Raw genomic sequence first — 24,899 nt, 5'->3', positions numbered from 1 at the left:
TTCATGACTCATCCTCTTTTCAGAAAAGAGATGTTCATCGAAACCGCCTTTGCGAAACGGCTCCAGAAAATGCTGTATGCCTCCTGGGACAATCGTTCCTGGCATCTGCTCGTGGCTGATCCGGGCGCTGGCAAAACCATGACGATCCGCGACCTGCAAAAAAGAGCTGGCGGACGATCCGTTCTCGCGGTCGTAGCTCCCAAAAACAATGACGATGAACAGGCGTTGGGCGACCAGTTTTTGGCAGCGTTGGGCTTGCCGATCCGAGGGCATTGGAGCACGCGCAAGCCAAAACTCATGGGATACTTGCATCAATACGGCACCGAATTCCTCATTGTCGATGATGCGCACGATCTCTCACTCGAACACCTGATGTTCCTCAAGGAAGTGACAGACCAGGGGAAGTTACAGTACGATCATCCGCTGGGGTTGTGTCTGGTAGCAGCAGGGCGTGGGGACACGATCCCTTTAAAGGGAACATTTGATTTGCCCGACCCAACCTGGCTGCAATTCCGACGACGCTTTGACAAATTGCAACCCTTTTGCCGTATCGCTTCCCACACCTCCGATGAAGTCCGTGTCATCCTGGCGACCCTGGAGCAGGTGTACCAGCCCTTCTTTCCGCAACTCAACATGCGCCAATGGACGAGCAGCATCTATGGCTGGCTCACCAATCCAGTCCTCGACCCAACCCACTCAGGCCGTGTCACGATGGACAACCTGATGAAGTTGGTGACGACGGCCCTGGAATGGTCGTATCTGGCTGGAGAAACCGAGGTACGAGCCGAGCGGTTCAAGTCCGCTGCCGAGCTGCTCGTACTGCGCCATGATACACTCAAGCTCATTGATGGAGCAGGCCCCGAGGCCCTCCCCCAGGATCAGAACCAGCGAGATGCGCCGAGTGTGAATGGAAAAGAGCCCGAACAGCAGGCTGCCTCGGAAAATGCTGTGTCGAACGCTCCGAGCACAACAGTGGAAACGGTGGAAACGGTGGAAGAACAGGAGCACACGAGTAAAACAGCCAACTGCACGTTTTCTGGAAAGGTGGTTCCTATCGATCTCAAACGCTTTACCGACAGTGGTATCAACCTGGTGGAATGTCCTGATTGTGGAAGAATGCGTTCGCTCTCCCCCGTCAAGGGCATCCTCCGGTTCAAACAACACACCCGACGCAAGCAGCAGATTCCTCTGACAGAGAAGCGCTGGTCAGCCACCGGAAAAACAGACTGGGGCGTGGTTGGAGGAGAAAGGCCGACGGTGCCAAGCATGGAGTAAATCAGACAAGGAAAGCATGATTCTGCTCTTTCCTCCCTTCGAATGAGGAAAAACGCTTTAATGGAAAGGAAAGTCACCCAATGACTCCAAAAACCGGCAAAAGACCTTCTCCCTGGCTTCTGCTCGTTGTTGGCTTGGTCTGTGTAGGTAGTGTTGTCGGCCTCATCGTGGGTATATCCATTCCACTCACCCAACAGAACAACAAGCAGGCAACACAAACAGCCACTCAATTCGAGAAAGATCGAGCCACTGCCAACGCTGGAGCAACACAAGAGGCGCAAGCCACTGAGGCTATTGCGACGGCTACCGCCAATGCTACTGCTCTGCTCTCTCTCGCGGCAAATCTCAACGCGCATGATCCTGGCCCTCCCTACTCACCCTATCTTGTTGGGAAACTCCTTGTTATCAATCAGACAACACATCAAATCGATACCGAGATTCTTGAAGACCCTCATTCCTTCAGCTTGCCTATCTCCTATCTCCTTCCAGCAGACATGCTGGCAACCACACCCGACCAGGTTGGAACCATTTTGTTGCTGGATTGTAGAAAAGTTGAGGTTGGGAGCGACATCATCAAAGGTATCCCTTTCTACCAGAGAAGTTGTACAATGACGATCATTGATCGAAGACGGGCTCTTGTCGTAGACAAACACGATTTTACCGGGCCACCTCCTCCTTCTTATTCCGTTTGCCTATCCCCCTGTTCTGATGGCATCTCTGGGGATTATCCGGCGACAGCTATGGTTCAGTATCTGAAAGGTCTCCCAAGAAAGTAATCCCTGTACGAACGCTCCCCAGAGTGGAAATCACGGGATGAAATGGCTCAACCATTTCATCCCGTGATTTCCACTTCAATTTACAAAAACGTCGATAAAGAAGCCAGATGAGGAGCAGTTTTGTCCAGGAAATTTTGTCTCATTGCTCAAGATTGAGGGCAATTTCCCACATTTGAGGGCCAGACCTGCTCACTTCGTAGGGAATTTACCAATTCCCCGGCAGTCAAACGGTGACGTCGCGGTTGGAAATGCCCAGCAATGGGATCGAAAGCAGAGAGAAAGCGTTGGGCCTGCTTGGCTGATTTGAACCGCCGCATCTTCTTTTCACGCAGCCGCGTGGGTTGGTGGGAGTTTTCCGCTCGATTGTTGAGCCCTTTGTGCTGGCGATGCTCCACACCAGGCAGGATCTCACGTTTCGCTGCTCCATAACTCTTCAGTTTATCTGTGATGATCACACGCGGGACGTACTGGAGCCCTTTGAGGAGCTTCCGAAAGAAGCGTTTCGCCGCTTGTTTTTTCCGTCGGCTTTGGACAAGGATATCGAGCACGTTGCCATCCTGGTCCACGGCCCTCCAGAGATAGTGCGTTTTCCCGTTGATCTTGAGGCATACTTCATCCAAGTGCCACTTGTCTCCCGTTTTCGGGCGACGATGTTTCAGCTCATTGGCGTACGTCTGGCCAAATTTCAAACACCACTGTCTAATAGTTTCGTAGGTCAACACGACCCCACGCTCTGCCATCATCTCTTCGACATCACGGAAACTCAAGGAAAAGCGGAAATACAACCAGATGCAGTGGCCGATAATCTCAGACGGAAAGCGAAAGCCTTTGTAGAGGGATGCAGATGCCTGTGTTTTCATGGCTATTCGTCTACCAGAAAGTTTAGCCGCTCAGCAAGTTGACAATACCGACAGAATTGCTCCGCTGTAATTTGAGAGAGTCGCCCCGGTCGGGGAGTATCACTGCGTCGTTCGATGATGGAGAAGTCATCGAGCGTGAGCCTCTGCCAACCAATCCAGCGCATGCGCCAACACCGCACTGTATCCACACTCACCCTCAGTTCTTTGGTGTTCATGAAGAAACAATCTCACCAGACACGAAAAAGAAAGGAAGACCCATTTTAAACGATAAACTACATCCAAATCCGGCCTTGAGCAATTTTATCTACTAATTGACACCCATCGAGAAAAAAGATATGCTAGCGCAAAAGAAAACCATCAATGCTCACCAATGTAGGAGTTTTGCATGCGCGATCCCCATCAGTCTAATGTTCCTTCTCAGCCGGGATATCCTCCTCAGCCGGGATATCCTCAAGGTCAGTATCCTCCTCAACCGGGGTATCCTCAGGGTCAGGGGAGGGCACACCAGCGATTAACCTACCAGCGGAGACGCCGTCTCAGTCGTTTTCAGGTCCGTATGGGGACAATAGGCTTTCTTGCCTGTGCCGCGGGAATCTATCTACTAGTTACCGGTCAGGCAAAAAATCCTGTAGCAGGCCTTGCCCTGATCGGAGGGGGGGCGCTGGTCTTCGTGCTCTTCCTGCTCCTGCCACTGTCCCTACGCCGCTAAATCGGTTGTGTTGCAAAAACACTCAAAGACCAAATGAGCGAGGAAGCTCTTTTCTCTTGCTAGGCTTAGACTGCCACCCCAAACAGACGGGCGAGAAAGGTGACTTGCTTTTTGATGTCACCTTTTCCCACACTGTGTACCTGCCCCTTGCGAAGCATATGCATCGTCTCATAGCCCTGTAAGGTTCGCCGCGCTGTCTCAAAGGAAAAGAAGCCCATCCCTGGTTTGACCAAGCGCTTGATACAACGGTGGTCTTGCTCAACGAGGGTATTGAGATATTTGACCTGCCTCAGTTCGACAGAGGTGGCAAGTGCCCCGATGGCTTTGCGTTCTGCAATAGCCTTGGGGTAAGCTGCATTCTTGTCGACGTTGATCACCCGAGAGGTTAGAGTGGTGGGGAGCGCCACCACCGTGGGCTTGGTCACCTGTTCCTCAATCGGATGAGCTTGAGGAGCTGAATCAGCGGTAATATGCAGCGCTTTGTGGAAGAAACGTTTGGCAGCCTCGGCATCGCGTGTCGGACTCAAGAGAAACTCCAGTGTCTGCCCCTGTGAATCGACCGCCCGGTAGAGGGACGTCCATGTTCCTTTGATCTTGATGTAGGTTTCATCCACTCTCCAGGAGTCATTGGTGGCTTTGAGGTGAGGTCGACACCGCTTTTCGAGGTCTGGAGCGTCGTGCTGCACCCAGCGGTAGATGGTCGTATGATCGACACGCAGCCCTCGTTCACGCATCATTTCTTCCAGATCCCGGTAGCTCAAAGCAGAGCGAAGGTACCATCGTACGCACAGGAGAATGATGTCGGATTGGAAGTGACGCCATTTGAATGGGTACTGATCTGTCATAACGGGGGCCTCTCTGGCTTGTTTCCGCCCACGTTACCAGATCAACTTTTTTCTTGCAACACAACCCCGCCTTTTGCCTCGTTTTTTTGCAACACAGCCCCCGTTAACGAGTTACGATTACGCTTCACGAAGGGCTTTAAAGTTTTCGCGAATCGACCGGGTAAGCGCTGCTAAACAGTCAGCACACAAATCTTTCATGTTGCCAAAGAGGGTACGCGTCTCTCCAAAGAGCGCTTGAACGCGCTCATAGGGAAGCGCGTCAACGGTGACGATATAGCTTTTGGCCTGGCGCATAAGCCGGTTAACTCGTGCTTTCAATAGTGTGAGATCTTTCCCAGCGTCTTGTTCGCAGAGCTGGAGATCAAGTATGGCCTGGAGCATGGCCTGGTAGTAGTGCAGAAACACGAGCTTTTCCTCATGCTGGTCGCCGTTTGCTTCATCGGTCTGCATGGCTGTGCGCAGCTCGCTCGTTAAGAATTCCTGGTTGGGATCGGTAGACATAGGTAGTCCTTTCGTTGCCTGGTCGATGGCATAGACGTTGACTCTATTATAGAGCAAGAGAGAACGTATGTCCTATGAAGGGGGAGAGATGGATGAAACGTTCATCGTGCAATACTCTAAGGTGATACTAGCGGTGCTGGTCGGTGCTTTCGCGGCCAACACACTTATAAATTTGATACATATTTATCAATGGCGAAGGGCCATCAATCGATGGCAAAGAGAACAGGAGGAGCTTGCGCATGGGCAAGACATATCTTAGCGCGGCCTGGACCGAGACCGTGGCTGCTCTGATCTACAACCGCATTCACAGGCCAGAACCTGATCGCACCTGGACCGATTGGCGACTCCCACTTCACCCAGATAGCGCGAGCAAATACCGCTATCTAGCCATAGACCTGCTGAACGTCCTAAGTGAAACACCCGATGCAGACGATACAGTGGTATTTTCGTTCATTAAACAGCAACCAGATGCGGATGGGGATATTGTACGGGAGCTTGTGCGTGGGAAGCATCTGGAGGTTATTCGTCGGTTCGTGCAAGATCCCAAGCACTCAGGCGAGGAGGAATACAAGATCTTGAGTGACCTCGGGTAAACTCTCTCTACTTATTCCTTGAGATGGAATAATGCACCTAACCCTGGTGGTGGCTACGTTATCAGGCGCATCATGCATCCAAATTGACCAATGCATTGATGGTTCATTAGGACTATACTTATAATTTGAGCAATAACCATTAAAGCAAAATTGTCGATGGATTGACGTTTGGTTCTGTCAGATCTGAGATCACAGAAAAGCGTACCGGACTCATGGGAATTGTTTACCTCTGCATCACTGGCTTATGAGACTGCTTGTAGCAGTGTCTGGAGGGCTCCCAGACGCTGGAGGAAAACCTGTCGTTGTTTCAGGAGAGAAACCACCTCTCCCGTAGTGCAGCGAGGCCGAAGAGAGTTGCGCAACTCATCGAAAGCACAACAAAAGCGTGCCGCTGCTTCAATGGTTCCAAAGCCGCGCATAGGATAATACCGTTGTTTGATGCCACGGTGATCTTGCTCCAGACGGTTATGAAGATACTTATTAGTCCGATGCCGCACATCCTGACCCATCATCTCGCGGATGGCTCGCGGGTAGGACGTGTGACCATCAGTCGTCACTTGATCAGGGACAGAGCCAACCACTGCAACTGCTTGCTGGAAAAATCGTTTGGCTGCTGCCATATTCCGCTTCTCGCTCAACATGGAATCCACCAAATTGCCATCGTGATCAATTGCCCGATACCAATAACACCATTTGCCATGCACTTTCAGGTAGGTCTCATCTACATACCAGGAGGTTCCTGGGTAGTGTTGCAAAAAAATTTGAGCTGAGAAAATGGAGCGGGGAATGACGGCACAAGAAGCATTGTCACAGAGAAAAGGTGCATGTTCTGCATCTTTTCCTGACGAGAGATGTTCGAGTGCGCTTCAATTTGCTGAGCTTTAAATTTTTTGCAACACTACCTCTTCTTGCCAGGCCTGGCGCAAATGGGCAACAGCCAACGCTCCAACTCCAGGTGGATCAGTATGATGGCAGCGGCATTCTCAATGGGATTACCCAGTTCTTCTGGCATCTCGGAGATGAAGATAAGCTGCTCCCTTCAGCCACACAAGCCATTGGTCCTCTCCAGGAGCAGGAAACCTGGTCTCCCCTGCTTTTCAGTCCAGATGCCCCCGTCCAGGCATCAGCCATCCTGCACGTCAACCAGCAACCCTTTACTGCCTTCAGTGGCTACTATGCCAACGGCCAACCCATCACCATCAATGGGCAGAACTCCTAAGCACCGCTCGCTCCTGCGTATTCCTGCTCATCACGCGGGAGCGAACCATGTGCATACACCAACCAGACCAACCAGCACATCAGAAAGGTCAGGCCCTGAAAAAAAATGAAGATCACATACCCACTAATGCTCACCCGCGCCGCTGGAGAGCACATAACGCACATGGAACACACAACAACATACACACCTTCCAGTGTCAAAAAAACACCCCACTCGAAAGGAGCATAGAGTACATGAAGAAATGATTCCTGCCTGGACTCCTGGCACTCGTCCTCCTCCTCCAACTACTCATCCTGGGAATCTTCTGGTCGACCATGAACACCATGGCAAACCAGAATGCCCACCCGCGCGTGACCATTCCTCCCCCCGCTCCCACAAGCACCATGGACGCGGCGAACGCCTTCGCACGTGATGGGCATACCCACCAAGGGGCAACTACTACCCAGAGCTATGACTCTCGTCCTTGTGCCCAGCACCCATCACCTGCAACCTGCAACGGCGTCCTTCCACTCCGCCCTCACACCCCGCTAGAGAGCCGGGAGCATGGCAGCGGCTCTTGCTTCGATCAGCAGATCACCATCATGGAGGACCAACGAATTCCAGACGCCATGGGACACATCATTGCCGACTTTCAATTGTGGTTCTTCGTCGGCTGCAAAAGCTATGCCGCCCATCTGATTGCAGCACCAGATCAACCACCACCAACTATCCAACTCCAGGTGCAACAATATGACGCAGCAACAACAGCAGCAGATGCCAATACCCTGCCCCCCTCAGCAACACAAGCCAGCGGTCCTCTTCAGGATCAGGAAACCTGGTTCCCCCTGCTCTATAGCCCAAACGACCCCGTCCAGGCTGCCATGACCCTGCACATCAACCAGCAGACCTATACCGCCCTCAGTCACTTCTATGCCGCCGGCCAACCCACCACTCTCCACGGTCGCTCCTCCTAACCTACACACAGAAGGAGCGTCATATGAGCAGGACGTGGACATGGTGGGGATAGGACGCTCCTCCTCTCGCTCCGGGCAGCACCCTCGCTTCCCTGGTGGGGGGCTGCCGCTGGGGAAGCGGTGAGAAACAGGTATCATAACCGAGAGCTCCTTTGTGGTGAGATTTGTGGTTATGAATACTCTGCAAGGGAGCTCTTTCTTTGTCAAGCAAAAAGGGCTTTACTGGTGAAAAGCGGTGTGCTTGCGACTGCTGATTTACTTGCTCCTGTATTGAGAGAAACCGAAGGCGATCAAAGATCGAGCAAGAGGCAGTTTTCTACTGCTGATTTACTTGCACCCCTCCTTCTCAGAAATGGAACACTAAAAAGCTCTGGAACACCAGGCAGAACGGTTGCAAAACAAACTCAAGAACAGTATGCTATTCATATATGTCTGGAATCCGAACAGGCGGCGTGCGATGCCGAAGCCGTTGATGTTATCACTGCTGCTTCATTAGAAATATATGCAGGTGTACATCCACTTATCACGGACGAGAGCAGACAAAAAGATGGAAGGTTAGTTATCACATGAAAGTACACATTTCCGGTTTTGGGCCGTTTGGAAAGGAAAAAACAAATCCCACGGCCCGCTTGATTGAAGACCTTGATAGCTACCGTATTGACGGCGCATCACTTCAGTTGCATCTCTTGCCTGTTACCGTTCAGGGAATACATGATTATGCCAAATTGCTTTATGAAGAGAGTCTTGATGACGAGATCCTGGTAATTGCTTTTGGTCTCGCCGGCGGAAGAAAAGGCATGGCTATAGAAAGAGTGGCCATTAACTGCTTCGACTTTTCAATACCCGATAACGATGGTAAGAAACTTATCGATACCCCTATTGTTCCGGGAGGCCCGGATGCCTATTTTTCCGGACTTCCAATTAAACGAATCCAGGCATTCTGGCAACGTACCGGTATAGCCGGTTATGTTTCCAACACTGCTGGCACGTATCTGTGCAATGGACTCTTCTACCTTCTCCGGCACTACACCAGGGCTTCCGGCGCACGTGGTGGCTTTATACATGTTCCTTATACAGGGGACATCATTACTGATTCTTCAGAGCCAACAATGAGTTATGCGGATGTGTTGAGCGCGGCCAAGATGGCTATCGAAGTAGCGATACAGTACCCTGACGATGAAGTGCTTCCAGGCGGAGCTATTTGCTGACCTTTACGAGTAATCACGTATGGGGGAAACGACACGTGGTTCGTTCCCAAGGACCACTCACCGATTTATTCTGATCCCAGCCATACATAGAATTCCCAAATTTACACATAGTTACAAGCGGTTGAGATGTGGGATACTGGCGTGGAGATTACCAATAAGAGCGCATAGACAGAAAGGATATCTAAAACGATGAAAGATCCAATCATCAAGGACATGAGTGTCAAGGATGAAAGCGGCCACGAACGCCATGTTCGCATGGTGCAACTAGAGGACGATTTTACCCCTGAAGGTGACACGCGCTATACCACCTTCGCACGCTTCCATACAGACGGGAGTGTCGATATTGTCACTACCACATATACGTTTAATTCGACCAGCGCAGCCACAGCGGTAACGCAAGCGGTTAATTTAGGTGATGGGGAATTAGACTTGCTTTTCAAGGCGTGGCAATCCTGGGAACCATTTAACGAGTAGCACATAGATAGAGTTAAGCGCGGCCAACTCCCGACGTTGGAGACCTGGACCGCGCTTTTTATTTGGATCCAATAAAATCTAGTTACTGCATGACTGCATGTGCAGTAGGTTTGCAGCACATACATATAAATTACAAAATTGTGTATCGTCGCGTTACTCGAAGGCTATGCCCAACGGGTAAGGACTATGTACTCCCCACCGGAGACACCCAACGCAGAGAAACCACAGTAGCCTCTCTAGCTTGTTCATTAGCTCGAAAGAGATGGCTTTTCTCCCCTCTAGGGGCATAGGTGCTCTGGCTGAAAGAGCTTCTATCGCGCCTCCAGCGGATCTGCTTTTTTCGCGCTTACGCTGAAAATCTGTACTTTATTCGCGCTTACGTTGAAATATTTCGCGCTTACGTTGCTCGAAAATGGCCTGTTCAAGCTCATTTCGCGTTCGCGCTTACTCTGAAACTTACACGTGCTCAGAAGCCGTCTGAGACGTGTCTGGTTCTCGTGGAGGACAACAAGGCCCTTTTCAGGATCTGCATTTTGCAGACCGTGCTTTTTCCGCCACAGGCGCCTCACCTCGCGGCTATCCAGCCAAATGACATCCCGCTCCGCCTCATAGATCCAAAGGATCCCTTCAGAGCTCATCCACTCATGCAATGTCTGTCGTCCTATGCCAATCTCCTTCGCCGCCACGATATTGTCAACTTCATCTCCTCCTTACGGCTGGAGTGGGAACGGTTACCGTAGGTCCCCTCTGCAATCATCACATCCTTAACAGCGTAAGCTCTTCCAAAAAGTCTCTCACGACAGGCACATCAGCATAGCCATCGGAACGCACCTGCGCGATGAAAGAGTGAGCTTGGGTAACAGCATGAGGTGATCGCATCGAGTGCACTTGATGCAAGAACTCACGGGCCATTCCCACACTTGCCTCTATCTCCCTTTGCATGTGATACGCCTTTGCCCAATCCAAAAAGATCCAGGCCCATAACCGCCTATCGCCATCCCGCTCTATCTGCTTCGAAATACCATCTCTCATCTCTAATGTTTTTTGCGGTTGTTTCAACTGGAGATACCCCCAGCTTTGTTCAGCCAGAATCGAACTGAGACGGGCAAAGACAAAATCGGTCCCCTCGCCATAGTTACTTACACCTGTCGCAAGTGAGTAGGCAGTGTCAGCAGCGCGCTCAAAGTGCAAGGTATCACCTCTGCTCGCATAGACTCGCGCAAGGTACGTGTGAACAAAGGCCGCGATATGTTTACTTGCCTGAAAGGAGTTATCACGTGCTCCTTCCAACCACTCGACGGCTTCTCGCGCCCTTCCATCTCGTTCGAGTTCTGATCCGTAACTCATCATGGCAAGCGCAAGTACTCCTGGATCATTCGTTTGCTGCGCCATTTGAAACATCTCTTGATAAGCCATACGAGCTGCCTCGTATTTTTTCTGCTCCACCAACGTCACAGCATTAAGGCGAATGGCCTGAGCAAGAAGCTTGAGATACCGTTGTTCGAATTGAAATGGTGGTGGTAAATCTCTCTGAAAAGAAAGGAACAGGCTGTTCAACTGCACACTGCACTTTTCAGCGCAATGCATGAGAGCGGCAGAACGAGACATCCACGCCTGGTGGATCAGGCATTCAACGGTATTGAGTGTTTCCTCATGAAGCTGTCGCCCCTGACTTAGTGCGTCAGGATAAAACGGATCATATTCAGATAGACCAAAATGCCAAAGGGGAATATTAAGCAAGGCGCTTAGATTTCGTAACGTATCAGGGTTCGCAATCCGTTTCTCCCCATACTCGATATCCTGTACATAACGCATTCCTACCTCTCCACCAGGCCAAAGTCTGGCAAGTTTTGCCTGCGTCCACCCCCGTTGTCTCCGAAATGTACGAATTGTCTGCCCGTAATGATAACGAGAAGAATCCTGCATTCTCTGTCCCCTGTGTTGTCCCTATCGCACCGTTTTGTGTGCTCTCTAACGTGCTTTTCAACTCCAGCCCCCCCCAATGAGTACCTAGAAAATCGCCACCGTGGTGCGAAAAATACGCACGAAAATGGGGGTATACACATCGCTCAAATTAGAATATATTTTCAAATAATGCATCTGCATTATATCACACAAGGCTTCTTAGTGATCAAAAAAGGAGAAAATCAATGATTTTGAAGGTGTTGAAAGCGATTGTAGCCTTCGCATTGGCTCGTCCACAGAACAATACCCAGAGTATCGGGTATGTCGCTGGGAATGGTGGCTGGGACCTCGAGGACGCAGACCACCTGAGAAAAAAACTAGAATCGTAAACAGGCCTTGGAGGAAGGAGTAAACTGTACAGAAAGAGGTGCATCAGGAGAAAACGTAGATGAGAGGAAGAAGAGTTGCCCGTCCCCAGGCAGAGCAGCAGGTCCGTTTAGAGCCACACGAGGAGCATTGTCGCTCGTGTGGAACATGGATGCCGGTGGCCTATCATGCGCATCGGAAGATCCTTACCGTCAAGGGGTTAGTCCAGTTACGCTTGGTCGTTCGTCGTTGTCCCAATCCAGCATGCCAGGCCTATAAACAGCCCTACCGACCAGAGGAAGAAGGCCGATGGGCGTTACCCCATGGAGAATGTGGTCTGGATCTGATCGCGTTGGTGGGCAGATTGCGCTATCGAGAACAGCGCTCAGCTCCCGAAATGCAGCGGATCTTGCAGGAGCGAGGACTGCGGGTCTGTGAACGGACCGTTGAGCATCTGATGCACCGCTACGAGGAATTGGTGACGCTGCATCTCTCCTGCCGGCAACGACTGCACACCCGTTTCTCCTCTCAAGGGCGAGTGATCCTGGCCATCGATGGGTTGCAACCCGATGTGGGCCATGAGGTCCTTTGGGTGATCCGGGAAGTGCTCACAGGGGAGATCGTGCTAGCTAGAGCGCTTCTCAGTTCAACCCAAGAAGATCTCTCCGGCCTGCTCACCGAGGTGAAAGAGATCCTTTCTGTCCCGGTTCATGGGATCATCTCCGATGGGCAGCTCTCCATTCGCCGGGCAGTTGCCAGTGTCTTCCCTGAGGTTCCTCATCAGCTCTGCCACTTTCATTACCTGCGTGAAGCGGGCAAACTCATCTTTGAGGCGGATCGGCACGCCAAAAAGGAACTGAAAAAGCAGGTTCGCGGTGTGCGGCCCATCGAACGAGCCGTGGAAAGCAGGACCGATGCTGAGGCGGAAGTGATTCACGAGTACGCTTTGGCGGTTCGAGCCAGCCTGACCGACGATGGCTTGCCACCGCTCTCGGCTTCTGGCTTACGTTTGCAGGAACGACTTCAAGCGATCCATGATTCACTTGAGCGAGTGGGAGAAAAAAGGGGCTTCCCAGCGCGCTTGAACGATTGAAGCGTGTGCTCAACAAAGGGCTGGGGGCCACCAAGGAGCCCTTTGAGGTCGTGCGTCCGCTCTTTACGCTGCTTTTCGAGGTGGCCCATGTCTTGAGTAACCAGCAACAGCACGAGGCAAAAGACGTGCACAAGCGCTTTGAGAACCATCTCATGCGGATGCAAGAGCAGGTCGGACAGTCGGAGGCTATGAGGCCGGCGCTCGTGCACTTCCTGAAAGTGACCGAAAGTTATGCCCCCCATCTCTTCTTCTGTTATCAGGTGGCGGGTCTGCCCAAAACCAACAACGATCTGGAGCAGGCCTTTGGCAAGGTCCGAGCTGGTGAGCGCCGAGCCACGGGACGCAAAGGAGCCATCCCTGGACTGGTGGTGCATGGACCAGTGCGGGTGACCGCGGCACTGGCGACACGCTTGCATTCGTTCAGCGCCGAGGAACTGATCCCATACGATCTGACCCGCTGGCAGCACGTGCGGTCAGGAATCTCCTCTCGGCAAGAGGCTCGTCGCAAGCAGTTTCGTTTTCGCAAAGATCCCACCGCCTATCTGGCTCGTTTGGAGGAACAACTTTCTAAGATGAGTTTACGATTCTAGAAAAAAATAACTCCCCTCAACATGTATGGATCACTCGTTTCTGGACCAGAAGCAGGTGATCCATATTTTTCTATTCTGGAGCAAAAATGCATTTCACCTATCACTATACTGGATTTTATGGCCAATGGGATGGTGCTGATATCCCTTCCCCTGTTTACTGGCGACTTGGGGAGCCAGAGGGTTCGTTAGCTGGAGCGAGTGGCGCCATTCAATGGCTCCATCCCTATAAGAGAAAGGAACCCCTTCCACAAAGAGCAGAAGGGCTGCTCTGTCTGGCCGGACTCGTTCGGCAGCCAACGAACGCACCCCAGCGTATAGTGGACGCGGTAACGGAGAGCCTTTTCCCTTGTCAGTTTCACAAACTGGCGGGTATTAGCGATAATGCTGCAGGGTGTTTCCTCCGAAACGATGGAAGCCTCTACCTGTGGGTGGGGAGGGCATCAAAAGATTCGGTCTTCTTTCGAACGGATAGTCCCCAGATTCGTTGGTCTACCAACCCGCTGGACCTGGTTGAGGCATGCGATCTTGACCTTTGGGCCCTTCGCAGATGCTGTCATGGGGACGATGTCTGTATCTACCCCTCACTAAAGCGTGTCGAACAGGGGCAGTTGATCATTATTCGCAAAGATAGAAGTCTCTTATTCCACCAATTTGACCAGTTCCACCCTGCAACGGCGCTCAAAAAACGTACGACCAGGATGGAAGACTTCCTCCAACCAACACGCGATGCCTTGCATCAGGCGATATACCCCCTTTTCGCTGAACAGAAAGTCGGACTCCTCCTCAGTGGAGGGCCTGGATCAGCCGCGCTTCTCGCCACCCTAAAGCAGGCGGGGGTCAATACGATTGCCTATCACCTGGAATCGCCCGATCCGGCGGGCTCAGAATATCACTATGCGAACCTGGTCTGCGAGGCGCTAGATGTTCCGCTCGTGAACATCACCATGGATACCAAAGGCTCGTATCTCACCCAGAACTGGGTTTTCTCACACCCCTACGGGCACCCCTGGGCCCGGTGGTACGATCAGGTGGCCCAACGGGCACGCATAGACCAAGTCAACCTGCTCGTTACCGGCGGGGGCGATGATAGCGCTTTTGGGCCGCAACTCACGTACGGCCTGCATTCCCTGCTCACCGCGCGCATCATATGGAGAGAGAAAACCCGGATGGTGCGGGGCTTGCTTTCGACCGATTGGAACGTATTGGACATCCTCAGAAGCCTTTCCCCTGCGCAACAGCTTATCGGTCCCTCATCTCTTGCAGGGGTCAGAAAAGAAGACCATGAAATGCGAAGGGCAGATTTTTTGGTTCCCATTCCATCCAGTCAGAGAACATGGGACGATATTGCTCTCAAGGCCGCCCCTTGTTTTTCTCCACAGGCCATCGCCCTGGAACATGCCATCTTACAGCCCAACGGGATAAGAATGTACAACCCATACCATCAGCGACCTGTGCAAGCCATCTCTTTGGCATTGCCAGACGCGTACAAACTCACCCCAAATGTGTTTCCCAATCGAGCCCCAACAGCTCGCATTGTCGATAAGCCCATACTGCGTATGGCCTTCGACGATATCTCCCCAGAGGTAATGTGGCGAACCTGGCCCGTCTGGACACAAGCGTCTGGCCAACAATTTTGCCTGCAACACCAAGAAACGCTACGCCTTCTTTTGGGGGCCGAGTCGCGCCTGGCAGCTCTGGGGGTCGCTGATCCTGCGCGGTTAGAACATGTCTTACAAAACCGCACCCGCATCCGCGAAAATTACATGACACTGATCACCAGCTCAATGGTCGAACTCTTTTTGACTAACGCCTGGTATCCTCAAATCCAGAGAGGAGGACCAGTATGGAGATAATCCTTCAACGCATACAATTAGCCCCGCTGGTATTCTACAATGCCTATGATAATAGAGGGTTTCTGCTGGACCTCATACACAACCGACTTATTGAACTAAACGAGGACGACACCACTATCCTCAACGCCCTTTTCCATCGCAGCACACTTTCGGAAGCGATCCGACACATCCACACCACTTCTCCGGCACTCGATCATCTGGGTGAGGCAGAGGTACTCGCACTGGTGGACCACCTCAGCGATCAACGCCTTCTCGAAACTCGTCCCTCTCCACCCCCTCTTGCACACCTCATACACCCCCTAAAAGGCGATGCCACAAAGCCCAAAACGCCAACCACGTCGGTTCACCAGGCCACATTCAGGCAACGCCTTACAGGAGCAGGGCACATCATTTCAGCGCTCAACGAATTGCGCAAAGGCGAGGAAGGGCTCTATAGAACCCACCAATACCTCCAGAAACTCAAAGATAGTTGGAACACGAGAGGAGAACAGACATCGCTCTCAGGGGAGCAATTGGCAAGAAGAGAGTACTGGTTTTACCGGCTCATCACCGGCCTTGTCGAACGCCGGATTGCACACTTACTCGGCCAAACCGTAGGCAACGAGGGACTTTGCTTGATCCGAGCTGTTGCGCTATGCGCTTACCTCTTACCCCTCGGTATCCCTGCAACTCTCGTCATTGCACGCCCCAGATACGGAGTAAGTGGCGGATTCAAACTCCACGTATGGGTAGAAATAGAGGGGCGCGCCTTCAATGAGACCCATACGCACCAACTTAAGGATCGAGGACCCAGCCCGTCGATCTCCGCTGGAGGAGTTGGGTGGAATTGGGATGCTTTTTGCGCTTGTTCATTTGACAGCCTGAACGCATGCGATGTTGGATGCTTTGGAAGGCAGAGTCAAGTGAGCCGTTGCCTGCCAGAGCTTCGAGGAGAGAACAAGCTGCATCGCGAACGACCTGGGCCAGCTTGACCAAGCTGCGCTGTTCATCTTGCCAGGCGAACAGAATGACGAGCCAGTGTTGCAGAAGCAGCCCAATGAGCTTGGCATACAGTTCACAGAGGATTCGCCACGGATTTTCCGTTCGCCAGTCATCAATTCGTCCGTACTGCTTCCATAATTTGTAAAGCAGCTCCATCTGCCACCGCTCTCGTAGGAGCACCAGAGCTTCCTGCAAACTGAGCAGGTGAGCAGGAGCATCGGTGAGCAAGATTGTCCAATCAGCGAGTTCCCAGGCCCTTTGCCCAAGCGGGCGGTTTCGTCGCAACGCCTCTGTTTCCAGATCGGCGCGTCGCCGCTTGGCTACTTCCTCGGGAACCCGGATGATGAGCAAGCGCATCAGATAACGGTGCTCATCGGCAACCCTCACCCAAAGTTCTTTCGTCTGTCCTACCTGGCGCGGAAGCAGGGGGTCCAACTTCAGTGGTTTGCCCTCCACCGTCCAATACAGGGTTCTGGCTTGAGCGCGAGTCAGCGTGTAACTATCAGCCGCTCGCCGGGCTGCAATGCTTCCCCAGTCCAGGTATCCCAGATCCGCGATATATAAACTGCCAGCGGGCAGTAGTTCCTCTTTCAAAGGGCTGGACCGATCACTTGTGCGGCCGGGGGTGAGCTTTGGCCCTTGCAGGCCCCCTCGCTTTAATTCCCAGCGCACATGGAGTTTGACTGCCGCGTGACCTTCTCCAGGCGCTCCACCGCAGCCTTGCCAGCAGGTAACCAACTCATTTGGCAGCGCGACAGTACTGCTGTCTTCGAGCATGATTGCTTCAAATCGGTTCACCAATTCCAGAGGCACTTGCCGATCCGCCTCCACGACAACACCAGTCATCTCCTCCAAAATGGCATGCAGGAAATGGGCACATGCTTGGGTGAAGCGCTTGTGGACCGCCGTATCTGTCACCTCTATCTCCCGAAGCGTCGCCACTGATGCTAGCGTCTCCAGACTGGCCTCAGGATGGCTTAGCCAGCCAAAGACCAGCGTTTGAAGCAGATCGGCTCCGCTGAATTTTCTCTGCCGTTCAATACAACCGGTTTCGCGAGCTAACACATTGGCTCGGTCCTCCAGGATGTGTTTCAAAGACTGCTCGACTTGTGCTACATTTGTCATGATATGGCTCCTTCTGTTCTCGATATCGGGGTTTTCTTTCTGATATCATCGCAGATGGAGCCGATCTTTACCTCATCCTTTCTTAAGTTGGTGCGTATGGGCGCGCCTTCAATGAGACCCCAAACATCAGACAGGGATACGAAGTGATGTGCACATTCCCTGAGTTTTGAGCAATTTCCCTCTCCATCTTTTCAATTGCCTTCATCTGGGTTCCCACCGCATCAGATGAAGGCTGCCATACCTACAGTGTTTTTCCTTCTGCCCGTAAACCAACTCACTCCCCTACTACATAGATCAACTTCGTTTGCCTTTTCTATCGATTGATGAGAGAATAGCGATCTGACAGCTCACATACAATGGATGAGCAATGAGGTCAATTCCTCGGCTAAGTGGTGGTGAAGAAAGAATGGATAGAAAAACGGGCAGTTCCTTTCGCATTGTTTTCCGGCATCTCCTTCCGGAGTTACGCCCTTACATATGGGCAATCCTCTTCAGCCTGAGCATCACAGGTCTCGTCATCAGCGCGGATCTTTTACAACCATTGCTATTTAAGCAGCTCCTCGATGCCGCAACACTCTCTATGAATTACCCCGTGGTCATTCAGTGTCTGCTCTTTCTTCTCGGGCTCGTTTGCGTTCGCTCCGTTCTGAGTTACTGGGAGATCTTCGCGCGCTCCAAGGTAGGCGAGTCGATATCAGCGCAACTTCGCAGGAAAACGTTTGAGCATGTGATCCACCTCCCACTTCCCATCTTTCATGAGATGGAGGACAGTGCTCTCGTCCACCGCATCATGCATGACTGTGGCGAGGTCGGCAGGGTCTACATCTCAAGCAAACTTCTTCCCATGATAGCGCAAGTGATACAGGTTCTCGCACTCATTGGCTTCTTAATTGCCCTCAACTGGCAGGTCGGGCTGGCATCTCTTCTCGTATTTCCTCTTGGCTGGTTGATTTCGCGAGGGGTAACCCATCGCAGTCACGCACAAGTCATCCGTCTGCGCACGCTGGTGGAACGCGGCCATGGAATGCTCCAGGAAATCTTTTCGTGTATTCGAGAAGTGAGAGCCGTCGGAAATGAGGCTGGTGAAATGCGCCGCTGGGACAACTGGTTACAGGACTATGGTCGAGTTATTTCACGTACGACAACACAACATCACTTTATCCGGGGAACGCTGAGCCGGTTAATTGATTGGATTGGTCTATGCGTCGTCTTCGGTTGGGGAGGATGGCAGCTCTTAGGCCACCACATGACCGTCGGAACGCTCCTGGCCATGTCCCTCTACGTCCAACAACTCTATACAACGCTTTCTGCACTCCTCTCAGGGCGCCTTGAAACCATTGAGGTCGCCAACGCCCTTGAGGCGATTCAGAACATCCTCCAGCGTCCAAGAGAGTGGCCAGACCAGGGCCAGCAGGCCCTGCCCGCAGGAGATGGACATCTCGAGTTTGAGGATATCAGCTTCTCGTACCAGGACACCCCCACCATAAAACAGGTCTCTTTTCATAGCGCACCCGGGCAAATGACGGGGATTGTTGGACCAACCGGAAGTGGAAAGAGCACGTTGATGCATCTCTGTCTGCGCTTCTATCCAGTCGCCGCGGGAAAAATCTTGCTGGATGGACAAGATATTGCCGAGATAGCCCCTCACGTTCTGCGACAGCACATTGGACTGGTATCCCAGGATATTCAACTTTGGAATACAACGATCAGGGAGAATTTACTGTACGGGTTACAAACAGAGGTTCCCTGGGAGCGTGTCATTGAGGTCTGTCAAAAGACCTGCGTTGATGCCTTTGTCCGCCACCTTCCTCAGGAATATGAAACAGTTGTAGGTTCACGTGGGGTAAAACTCTCTGGTGGAGAAAAACAGCGCATCGCGTTGGCACGCGCGCTCCTTAGAGATCCAAAGATTCTTCTCCTCGACGAGGCAACCTCAGCCCTCGATGCTCTTACTGAACGTGCTATTACAAACGTCTTGCTCCAGATGGGTGAAAAGAAAAATCGCCTTTTGGTAGCTCATCGCTTAGCCACGGTTCAATCCGCAGATCAGGTCATTGTGATCGCAAATGGAAAAATTGTAGAGGCAGGCGATCCACACAGTCTCTACAAACAAAATGGCATGTACGCTACACTGTATCACATACAAAAACTTGGAGAAGGAGTGCCACCAAGAAGTTGATGACAACTCCCCGCACATCAAGAAGGGCTTCTTGAGCCATGCCACAGTTTGCTTGAGATAAAAGGCGGCGACGAACTGTTAAAGACACGATACTGTGCGAGGGGGATGAACGGCCCTCTGCTGAAGCAAAAGGGATTGAGAAGGAAGTAGATCACGACCACAGTTTAGCAGAATGCAATACCTGCAGAGGAGTCCGTATCAGATAGGCTATCTGATACGGACTCCCCCCTCCTGTAACTTCTCCGTGTTTAGCTGGGAGCATTGGTGATCCTTTGAGTTCCAATCACACCAGCCCTTCTGCCCAGCGACGCTCTCGGCAAATGCGTGCCTTATCACCCTTACCCCACTCCCCTTCCTGTGCTGCTCTCAAGAGATACTTTACGTTCGTACGACTACTCTGAGGAAAGCCCTATCCACATAGTTTCTGCTCCGATTTTCGCATGCACACACCCTACGCGGAATTTCGTTGTTGCTGCTTCATTCGTAGCTGTCCAAAGGCCCCCCGGACCTTTTTGGTCTTACTCCAGTTAATTTAGCTGAACACTGTGAGAGGGAAAAGGGGGTAAATCCATTAATAAAGGAGGGGAGGAGCGATGGAGCAACAAGTACCGATTGCTTTACATCCGAAGAAGAAACAATGAAAATTGTCAATAATAGAAACGGACATATGTAGCGCACCGATCTGTTTTTAGGGTATTGTCAACTTATTGAAAGAATGGAAGAGCTTGTAAAAAAGAAGGACGAGGGAAAGAAAAGAGGTAGAAGAATAGGAGTGGACGATGCAGTGTTATGCCGCAGTTTTTGTTTCGGTTACCTCATTCCAGATCTGGAATCGGGTCTGTAAAATGGCACGGTATTCCTCAGCACGCAGACAGTGTCTTCGTGGTTGGAAATGGCCAGCGATGAGGCCGAAAGCCGAGAGAAAGCGTTGTGCGTGCTTGGCTGATTTAAACCGCCGCATCTTCTTTTCACGGAGCCGTGTGGGTTGGTGTGAATTTTCCGCTCGATTGTTCAATCCTTTGTGTTGCCGATGCTCCACGCCAGGCAGGATCTCGCGTTTCGCTGCTCCATAGCTCTTCAATTTATCAGTGATGATCACGCGTGGCACGTGGTGCAGCCTTTTGAGGAGCTTGCGGAAGAACTTTTTGGCCGCATTCTTGTTGCGTCGGCTCTGAACAAGGATATCCAGCACGTTGCCATACTGATCAACAGCTCGCCACAAATAGTGGGTTTTGCCATTAATTTTCAGGCACACCTCGTCCAGATGCCATGTATCTCCCGTTTTCGGACGGCGACAGCGCAGTTCGTTGGCATACACTTGCCCAAATTGAAGGCACCACTGGCGCACTGTTTCATACGTCACGACGATTCCGCGCTGCGCCAGAAGCTCTTCAACATCGCGAAAACTGAGCGAGAAGCGGAAATACAGCCACACTGCGTGGCTGATGATTTCTGGTGGGAAGCGAAAGCCTTTGTAGCTTGGAGCCGTGGGGGTTGTTTTCATGCAGTTATTCTAGCACATTGTTCAGCTACATTCCCAAGTTGACAATACCCTTCATGGCAATACTCTATCTGGTTATGGCAAGTTGCAGAAATCCAGCTACTAGTTAGGGTATTGTCAACTTAAAAAATTCTGTTGATGAGCTTTCACCACTTTGAGGCCAAATGAGTCATGATTTTCTCGCAACCAGGGCCAAGAAAAGGACACAATCCCCACTTTGAGGTCCTTTTCTTCTATATAAGCTCTACAGTTTCGATTAAGTTGACAATACCCTCCCTCATCCTCGCCCAGTGCATCCGTTCCTACCTCTTCGATGATCAGATCTCTACACTGCTTCTCGTTGGCTCTTCATACCTCATGACCACCTTGCACCGCGACCCTGCTCTCGAAGGCCGGGTCCTTGCTTGGCGCACGATCACCGATTTCGATTCCCCAAACGACTCCATCGTCGCCATCCGAAAACACTAACACGATCTCTTGCGGTGGCCCTTGGAGAAGAAAGGGACCTCTCAGATCGGTAGTGTTGCAAAAAATTTAAAACTCAGCAAATTGAAGTACACATGGCCATCGTTTCCCACTAAAAGGAGCAGAACATGTGCATCTTCTCTATAAGAATGATTCCTATGCTGCAATTACTTGCTCTGTTTTCTCCGCTCATAATTTTTTGCAACACTACCATACATCCTACTAAGAAAGGACTATACTATAAGAAGAAGGCCAAGAAAACGTCTGGAGTTGAGGATGCGAAAGTTGCTCTATTGCATTTTAATATGCAATCTGCTCTTTATGCTTAGCGCGCTAAGCATACTCACACACACTTCAAGGGTGGTTCATGCCGCCACGTTTCAGGCTGCCATTTCATCTACAACCCTGGGGAGAGGTGACAACGGCAAGGTATCTTCGTGGACAAATGCTCATTACTTCACACATCATGGACCCCCTATTTCTATTGAATTCACCTTTGATGATGGACCAAATCCAATCTATACTCCTCTTATACTTCACATACTGGCACGATACAACATCCACGCAACCTTCTTCACCATCGGAAGGCAAGTACAATCCTATCCATCACTCGTACGACAGGAGCATCAGCAAGGAGATGTCGTTGGTAACCATTCTTGGAATCACCCTGATCTGACGAGGCTCACTCCTCAGGCCATCCACACACAACTACAAGCAACGTCTGTCGCGATCCAACGGGCAACGGGTGCCTCACCTCTATTTTTCCGGCCTCCCTATGGCTCAACCAATGCACAGGTACGCCGCGTGGCAAGCCAGCTTGGCTTACAGCAGATATTGTGGACTATCGACACAAGGGACTGGCAACGACCAGGCGTAAACCAGATTGTACATACAGTACTTACGCAGGCAACCAACGGCTGCATTATCTTAATGCATGACGGTGGTGGAAATCGTTCTCAAACGGTGCAGGCCCTACCTCTTATCATCACAGGCTTATTACAACGTGGCTTTACATTTACCATTGTTTAGTTGGCACTACCAGTGAACGCGGCAAGCGCGCGCTTCGTACTCGCCAACGCCTCTTCTATCGTCCCAGGCAGACAGGTCATAGGGGTTGCGGTACTCGCGCCAACGACCTTCCACAACCGCTCCGTCGAGGTGGAGGGAAGCTCTTGCTTCCCGGCCTGAACCTGTTCGACTACCTGAGCCGCCCACAGGGATGTGTCAGAACTGAGAATCAAGTAGACGATATGGCATGTTGAATCCATTCAACCGATGCTTTTAGGCTACCAGATCCATGGCTTTCAAGGCATCCAATCGTTGGCAGAAGAGACGACGCTGGTCAGCAAGAGCAACGTGTTAGTTCATGGTGGCACGATACCGGAAGAACTGACGTACCTCGTCAAACGCCCAGCAGAAGCGTGATGCCGACGCGAAGCTTCCAAAACCACGCATCGGGTAGTACCGCTGTTTGATACCACGGTGGTCTTGCTCCAATCGATTATTGAGATACGGATTACAGCGGTGAATGACGCGCGTGCCAAGCGTTTCACGAATGGCACGCGGATAGGAATTATGGCCATCGGTTGTTACGCGTTGTGGAACGTCACCAATGACCTCGACGGCTTGCTGGAAAAAGCGCTTAGCCGCCTCCATGTCTCGCTTCTCGCTCAGCATTGAGTCAACCAAGTTGCCATCCCTATCGATGGCGCGATACAGATAACACCACGTCCCATGTACTTTGACATACGTTTCATCCACATACCAGGATCGTCCTGCTTGTCCGCGTCGTTTGGCTCGCAGTTGCTTTGCAATCAGCGGAGCGAACCGCGCTTCCCAATCTCGAACGGCTTCATGGGTGAACACAAAACCTCGTTCAAGAAATATCTCAGCCAAATCCCGCAAGCTCAGCTTGTAGCGCAGCCGCCACAGCACAACGAGCAGGATAAGATCAGTGGGATATTCCAAAAAGTTGAAAGGGGTACCAGTACGCTCATTGAAGATGCGATGGCACCCTCGGCAACGGAACGTCCGATAGCCCAGCGTGGTTTTCTTGTTCTGTTCCTTGGTGGTCACTGACAAGCAGTACGGGCAATCCATGGGGCACGCCTCCTGAAACTCTGTGTGAGATGATCAGTCTATCACATCTTGGAGGAACGCTGCTTGGGGTCTTATTCTCAGTTCTGACACATCCCTCAATCGTGCGAAATGGTCGAGTCGAGAACTCAGTCGCCGCTTGCTGCTGTTGCTGGTGCACCTGTTTGTCGCAGGAAACGAGCCAGTGATCATAGGCATCGATGAAACGATAGAGCGCCGACGAGGCCGCAAGATTGCCGCACGAGGCGTCTATCGTGATCCGGTTCGTTCGAGCAAAGAATTCTTTGTCAAAACGAATGGGCTGCGTTGGATCTGCATGATGCTCTTGACCCCGATCCCCTGGGCTCAGCGGGTGTGGGCCTTGCCCTTTTTGACGGTGCTGGCTCCCTCGGAACGCTATCACCAAGAGCGCAAGATGCGGCACAAAACCATCACGGATTGGGCGTGGCAGATGATCCTGCAAGTGGCTCGCTGGATGCCTGCTCGAAGCCTGGTGGTGGTCGCCGATGGGACGTATGCGGTGCTCTCATTCCTGCTGAACGTGAGCCGCTTGCGATCCGTGAGCGTCATCACGCGATTGCGTTTGGATGCCTGTTTGTACGATCCTGCCCCAAAGCGGGAGGCGGGCCAAAAAGGCAGACCTGCGCTCAAAGGGAAACGGCAGCCAAAGCTGGCAGAGCGACTGCAAGACCCAAAGACCGTCTGGCAAACACACACACTGTCCTGGTATGGGGGGACAAGGCGAGAGATGGAGATCGCCACAGGCACGGCTCTGTGGTATCAATCTCCCGTCCCTCCTGTCGCGATTCGGTGGGTACTTATTCGCGATCCAGAAGGCCAATACGAGCCAATGGCTTTGCTTTGCACCGATCAACAGGCAGAGGCTATCCAGATCCTCGAGTGGTTTGTCTTGCGCTGGACGGTCGAGGTCACCTTTCATGAAGTGCGTGCTCATCTGGGCGTCGAGACGCAACGGCAATGGTCGGATCTGGCCATTGTGCGCACCACCCCTGCCTTGTTGGGCCTCTTTTCGCTCGTGACCGTATTTGCGCATCAGTTGTTGGGTGAGCAACCGTTTCCCATTCGCCAGGCGGCTTGGTACACCAAAGCCTTGCCCACCTTTTCCGATACGCTGGCGTTCGTTCGCCAGCATCTTTGGCTCTCCACCTTTTTTTGTATGTCGCCCTCAGAAGGCGATACCGTTCAAATTCCACGGGCGTTATTCGATCGTCTGGTCGATACGCTCGCTTTTGCAGCTTAGTGAGAACATGTTGCCTGAAACATTTGGATAAAGTCTACTTCAGATGCTACATTTATCTTCTCCACCTGCT

The 24,899-nt window shown here is 51.8% G+C and carries 24 protein-coding genes and 2 pseudogenes; 15 read left to right on the top strand and 11 right to left on the bottom strand.

The genetic code is table 11. The features are described from left to right. The first annotated feature begins 3 nt into the window (after positions 1-3). Both KRAC_RS53735 and KRAC_RS53730 read left to right on the top strand, forming a co-directional pair. Positions 4-1,275: an ATP-binding protein gene (locus KRAC_RS53735; RefSeq protein WP_007921575.1), complete on the top strand. Its 1,272-nt coding sequence runs from the start codon at positions 4-6 to the stop codon at positions 1,273-1,275. Between the two features lie 80 nt (positions 1,276-1,355). Then, complete coding sequence (locus tag KRAC_RS53730) at positions 1,356-2,051, top strand: hypothetical protein (RefSeq protein ID WP_007921574.1); 696 nt, start codon at positions 1,356-1,358, stop codon at positions 2,049-2,051. A gap of 146 nt (positions 2,052-2,197) precedes the next feature. Here KRAC_RS53730 and KRAC_RS53725 read toward each other — a convergent pair whose 3' ends face one another. Then, complete coding sequence (locus tag KRAC_RS53725) at positions 2,198-2,911, bottom strand: IS6 family transposase (RefSeq protein WP_007921573.1); 714 nt, start codon at positions 2,909-2,911, stop codon at positions 2,198-2,200. Positions 2,912-2,913: 2 nt separating this feature from the next. After that, positions 2,914-3,126 (bottom strand): hypothetical protein, encoded by a 213-nt coding sequence (locus KRAC_RS73190; protein WP_007921572.1) that lies wholly within the window; start codon positions 3,124-3,126, stop codon positions 2,914-2,916. Positions 3,127-3,296: 170 nt separating this feature from the next. On the opposite strand from KRAC_RS73190, the gene KRAC_RS73185 reads away from it, so the two are divergent. After that, positions 3,297-3,620: a hypothetical protein gene (locus KRAC_RS73185; RefSeq protein WP_007921571.1), complete on the top strand. Its 324-nt coding sequence runs from the start codon at positions 3,297-3,299 to the stop codon at positions 3,618-3,620. A 65-nt stretch (positions 3,621-3,685) separates the two neighbouring features. Here the strand turns inward: KRAC_RS73185 and KRAC_RS53715 are convergent, their stop codons facing one another. Continuing rightward, positions 3,686-4,465 (bottom strand): IS6 family transposase, encoded by a 780-nt coding sequence (locus KRAC_RS53715; protein ID WP_007921570.1) that lies wholly within the window; start codon positions 4,463-4,465, stop codon positions 3,686-3,688. A 117-nt stretch (positions 4,466-4,582) separates the two neighbouring features. After that, positions 4,583-5,023, bottom strand: a complete 441-nt coding sequence (locus KRAC_RS53710) for a hypothetical protein (protein ID WP_169461063.1) — start codon at positions 5,021-5,023, stop codon at positions 4,583-4,585. A 182-nt stretch (positions 5,024-5,205) separates the two neighbouring features. Between KRAC_RS53710 and KRAC_RS53700 the strand changes: the two genes are divergently transcribed. Then, the gene (locus KRAC_RS53700) at positions 5,206-5,559 is read left to right on the top strand and encodes a hypothetical protein (protein ID WP_007921564.1); all 354 of its coding nucleotides are present in this window, start codon (positions 5,206-5,208) and stop codon (positions 5,557-5,559) included. A gap of 242 nt (positions 5,560-5,801) precedes the next feature. Here the strand turns inward: KRAC_RS53700 and KRAC_RS53695 are convergent. Next, a pseudogene (locus KRAC_RS53695) lies at positions 5,802-6,299 on the bottom strand (IS6 family transposase); the annotation flags it as partial. 119 nt (positions 6,300-6,418) lie between these two features. On the opposite strand from KRAC_RS53695, the gene KRAC_RS53690 reads away from it, so the two are divergent. From KRAC_RS53690 to KRAC_RS53670, 5 genes are all read left to right on the top strand, one after another. Then, a complete protein-coding gene (locus KRAC_RS53690; protein WP_169461062.1) occupies positions 6,419-6,778 on the top strand; it encodes a hypothetical protein in 360 nt (119 codons plus the stop codon). A gap of 314 nt (positions 6,779-7,092) precedes the next feature. Continuing rightward, on the top strand, positions 7,093-7,731 hold the full coding sequence (locus KRAC_RS53680; protein WP_007921557.1) for a hypothetical protein: 639 nt from the start codon (positions 7,093-7,095) through the stop codon (positions 7,729-7,731). Positions 7,732-7,956: 225 nt separating this feature from the next. Further along, positions 7,957-8,301 (top strand): hypothetical protein, encoded by a 345-nt coding sequence (locus KRAC_RS73180; protein WP_157508122.1) that lies wholly within the window; start codon positions 7,957-7,959, stop codon positions 8,299-8,301. Next, complete coding sequence (locus KRAC_RS53675; RefSeq protein ID WP_007913602.1) at positions 8,298-8,939, top strand: pyroglutamyl-peptidase I; 642 nt, start codon at positions 8,298-8,300, stop codon at positions 8,937-8,939. Before KRAC_RS73180 ends, KRAC_RS53675 begins: the two co-directional genes overlap by 4 nt. Positions 8,940-9,128: 189 nt before the next feature. Next, the gene (locus KRAC_RS53670; RefSeq protein WP_007921555.1) at positions 9,129-9,413 is read left to right on the top strand and encodes a hypothetical protein; all 285 of its coding nucleotides are present in this window, start codon (positions 9,129-9,131) and stop codon (positions 9,411-9,413) included. A gap of 756 nt (positions 9,414-10,169) precedes the next feature. On the opposite strand, the gene KRAC_RS53660 is transcribed toward KRAC_RS53670, so the two are convergent. Next, positions 10,170-11,339 (bottom strand): helix-turn-helix domain-containing protein, encoded by a 1,170-nt coding sequence (locus tag KRAC_RS53660; protein WP_075164612.1) that lies wholly within the window; start codon positions 11,337-11,339, stop codon positions 10,170-10,172. A gap of 224 nt (positions 11,340-11,563) precedes the next feature. Between KRAC_RS53660 and KRAC_RS73175 the strand changes: the two genes are divergently transcribed. The 3 genes from KRAC_RS73175 to KRAC_RS53645 all read left to right on the top strand — a co-directional run bounded on the left by KRAC_RS73175 (position 11,564) and on the right by KRAC_RS53645 (position 15,220). Continuing rightward, a complete protein-coding gene (locus KRAC_RS73175; protein ID WP_007921548.1) occupies positions 11,564-11,707 on the top strand; it encodes a hypothetical protein in 144 nt (47 codons plus the stop codon). A 149-nt stretch (positions 11,708-11,856) separates the two neighbouring features. Beyond that, positions 11,857-13,367, top strand: a protein-coding gene (locus KRAC_RS68340) for a transposase (RefSeq protein ID WP_085954385.1) whose coding sequence is annotated in 2 segments (ribosomal slippage) — positions 11,857-12,739 and positions 12,739-13,367 — 1,512 coding nt in all. Because the reading frame shifts where the segments join, the coding sequence is not laid out codon by codon here. Between the two features lie 86 nt (positions 13,368-13,453). Further along, positions 13,454-15,220, top strand: coding sequence for an asparagine synthase-related protein (locus tag KRAC_RS53645; RefSeq protein ID WP_007921546.1), 1,767 nt, complete (start codon positions 13,454-13,456; stop codon positions 15,218-15,220). A gap of 774 nt (positions 15,221-15,994) precedes the next feature. On the opposite strand, the gene KRAC_RS53635 is transcribed toward KRAC_RS53645, so the two are convergent. Beyond that, positions 15,995-17,326 (bottom strand): IS4 family transposase, encoded by a 1,332-nt coding sequence (locus tag KRAC_RS53635; RefSeq protein WP_007904998.1) that lies wholly within the window; start codon positions 17,324-17,326, stop codon positions 15,995-15,997. Positions 17,327-17,732: 406 nt separating this feature from the next. Here KRAC_RS53635 and KRAC_RS53630 point away from each other — a divergent pair, with 406 nt between their 5' ends. Next, complete coding sequence (locus KRAC_RS53630) at positions 17,733-19,505, top strand: ABC transporter ATP-binding protein (protein WP_040447623.1); 1,773 nt, start codon at positions 17,733-17,735, stop codon at positions 19,503-19,505. A 787-nt stretch (positions 19,506-20,292) separates the two neighbouring features. Here the strand turns inward: KRAC_RS53630 and KRAC_RS53625 are convergent. Beyond that, positions 20,293-21,009 (bottom strand): IS6 family transposase, encoded by a 717-nt coding sequence (locus KRAC_RS53625; RefSeq protein WP_007921540.1) that lies wholly within the window; start codon positions 21,007-21,009, stop codon positions 20,293-20,295. A 345-nt stretch (positions 21,010-21,354) separates the two neighbouring features. Next, positions 21,355-21,477: a hypothetical protein gene (locus KRAC_RS78880; protein ID WP_274532204.1), complete on the bottom strand. Its 123-nt coding sequence runs from the start codon at positions 21,475-21,477 to the stop codon at positions 21,355-21,357. 270 nt (positions 21,478-21,747) lie between these two features. Here KRAC_RS78880 and KRAC_RS53610 point away from each other — a divergent pair, with 270 nt between their 5' ends. Then, positions 21,748-22,500: a polysaccharide deacetylase family protein gene (locus KRAC_RS53610; protein WP_075164610.1), complete on the top strand. Its 753-nt coding sequence runs from the start codon at positions 21,748-21,750 to the stop codon at positions 22,498-22,500. On the opposite strand, the gene KRAC_RS53605 is transcribed toward KRAC_RS53610, so the two are convergent. Together KRAC_RS53605 and KRAC_RS53600 are read right to left on the bottom strand one after the other, a co-directional pair. Beyond that, positions 22,497-22,739: a hypothetical protein gene (locus KRAC_RS53605; RefSeq protein ID WP_007921535.1), complete on the bottom strand. Its 243-nt coding sequence runs from the start codon at positions 22,737-22,739 to the stop codon at positions 22,497-22,499. The genes KRAC_RS53610 and KRAC_RS53605 overlap by 4 nt on opposite strands. Before the next feature lie 13 nt (positions 22,740-22,752). Next, positions 22,753-23,571: pseudogene (locus KRAC_RS53600) on the bottom strand (IS6 family transposase). A 40-nt stretch (positions 23,572-23,611) separates the two neighbouring features. Here KRAC_RS53600 and KRAC_RS53595 point away from each other — a divergent pair. Then, on the top strand, positions 23,612-24,829 hold the full coding sequence (locus KRAC_RS53595; protein WP_083815221.1) for an IS701 family transposase: 1,218 nt from the start codon (positions 23,612-23,614) through the stop codon (positions 24,827-24,829). Positions 24,830-24,899 lie beyond the last annotated feature (70 nt).

It is taken from the genome of Ktedonobacter racemifer DSM 44963 (genome assembly GCF_000178855.1).
Classification (GTDB): Bacteria; Chloroflexota; Ktedonobacteria; order Ktedonobacterales; family Ktedonobacteraceae; genus Ktedonobacter; species Ktedonobacter racemifer.
Note: the sequence above shows the minus strand (reverse complement) of the source record. Positions and strands in the feature narration are given on the sequence as shown.

Coding starts and splice junctions, on each gene's coding strand:
- KRAC_RS53735 (WP_007921575.1), top strand. CDS start 4: ATGACTCATCCTCTTTTCAGAAAAGAGATGTTCATCGAAACCGCCTTT.
- KRAC_RS53730 (WP_007921574.1), top strand. CDS start 1,356: ATGACTCCAAAAACCGGCAAAAGACCTTCTCCCTGGCTTCTGCTCGTT.
- KRAC_RS53725 (WP_007921573.1), bottom strand. CDS start 2,911: ATGAAAACACAGGCATCTGCATCCCTCTACAAAGGCTTTCGCTTTCCG.
- KRAC_RS73190 (WP_007921572.1), bottom strand. CDS start 3,126: ATGAACACCAAAGAACTGAGGGTGAGTGTGGATACAGTGCGGTGTTGG.
- KRAC_RS73185 (WP_007921571.1), top strand. CDS start 3,297: ATGCGCGATCCCCATCAGTCTAATGTTCCTTCTCAGCCGGGATATCCT.
- KRAC_RS53715 (WP_007921570.1), bottom strand. CDS start 4,465: ATGACAGATCAGTACCCATTCAAATGGCGTCACTTCCAATCCGACATC.
- KRAC_RS53700 (WP_007921564.1), top strand. CDS start 5,206: ATGGGCAAGACATATCTTAGCGCGGCCTGGACCGAGACCGTGGCTGCT.
- KRAC_RS53680 (WP_007921557.1), top strand. CDS start 7,093: ATGAACACCATGGCAAACCAGAATGCCCACCCGCGCGTGACCATTCCT.
- KRAC_RS53675 (WP_007913602.1), top strand. CDS start 8,298: ATGAAAGTACACATTTCCGGTTTTGGGCCGTTTGGAAAGGAAAAAACA.
- KRAC_RS53670 (WP_007921555.1), top strand. CDS start 9,129: ATGAAAGATCCAATCATCAAGGACATGAGTGTCAAGGATGAAAGCGGC.
- KRAC_RS53660 (WP_075164612.1), bottom strand. CDS start 11,339: ATGCAGGATTCTTCTCGTTATCATTACGGGCAGACAATTCGTACATTT.
- KRAC_RS73175 (WP_007921548.1), top strand. CDS start 11,564: ATGATTTTGAAGGTGTTGAAAGCGATTGTAGCCTTCGCATTGGCTCGT.
- KRAC_RS53645 (WP_007921546.1), top strand. CDS start 13,454: ATGCATTTCACCTATCACTATACTGGATTTTATGGCCAATGGGATGGT.
- KRAC_RS53635 (WP_007904998.1), bottom strand. CDS start 17,326: ATGACAAATGTAGCACAAGTCGAGCAGTCTTTGAAACACATCCTGGAG.
- KRAC_RS53630 (WP_040447623.1), top strand. CDS start 17,733: ATGGATAGAAAAACGGGCAGTTCCTTTCGCATTGTTTTCCGGCATCTC.
- KRAC_RS53625 (WP_007921540.1), bottom strand. CDS start 21,009: ATGAAAACAACCCCCACGGCTCCAAGCTACAAAGGCTTTCGCTTCCCA.
- KRAC_RS53610 (WP_075164610.1), top strand. CDS start 21,748: ATGCGAAAGTTGCTCTATTGCATTTTAATATGCAATCTGCTCTTTATG.
- KRAC_RS53605 (WP_007921535.1), bottom strand. CDS start 22,739: ATGGATTCAACATGCCATATCGTCTACTTGATTCTCAGTTCTGACACA.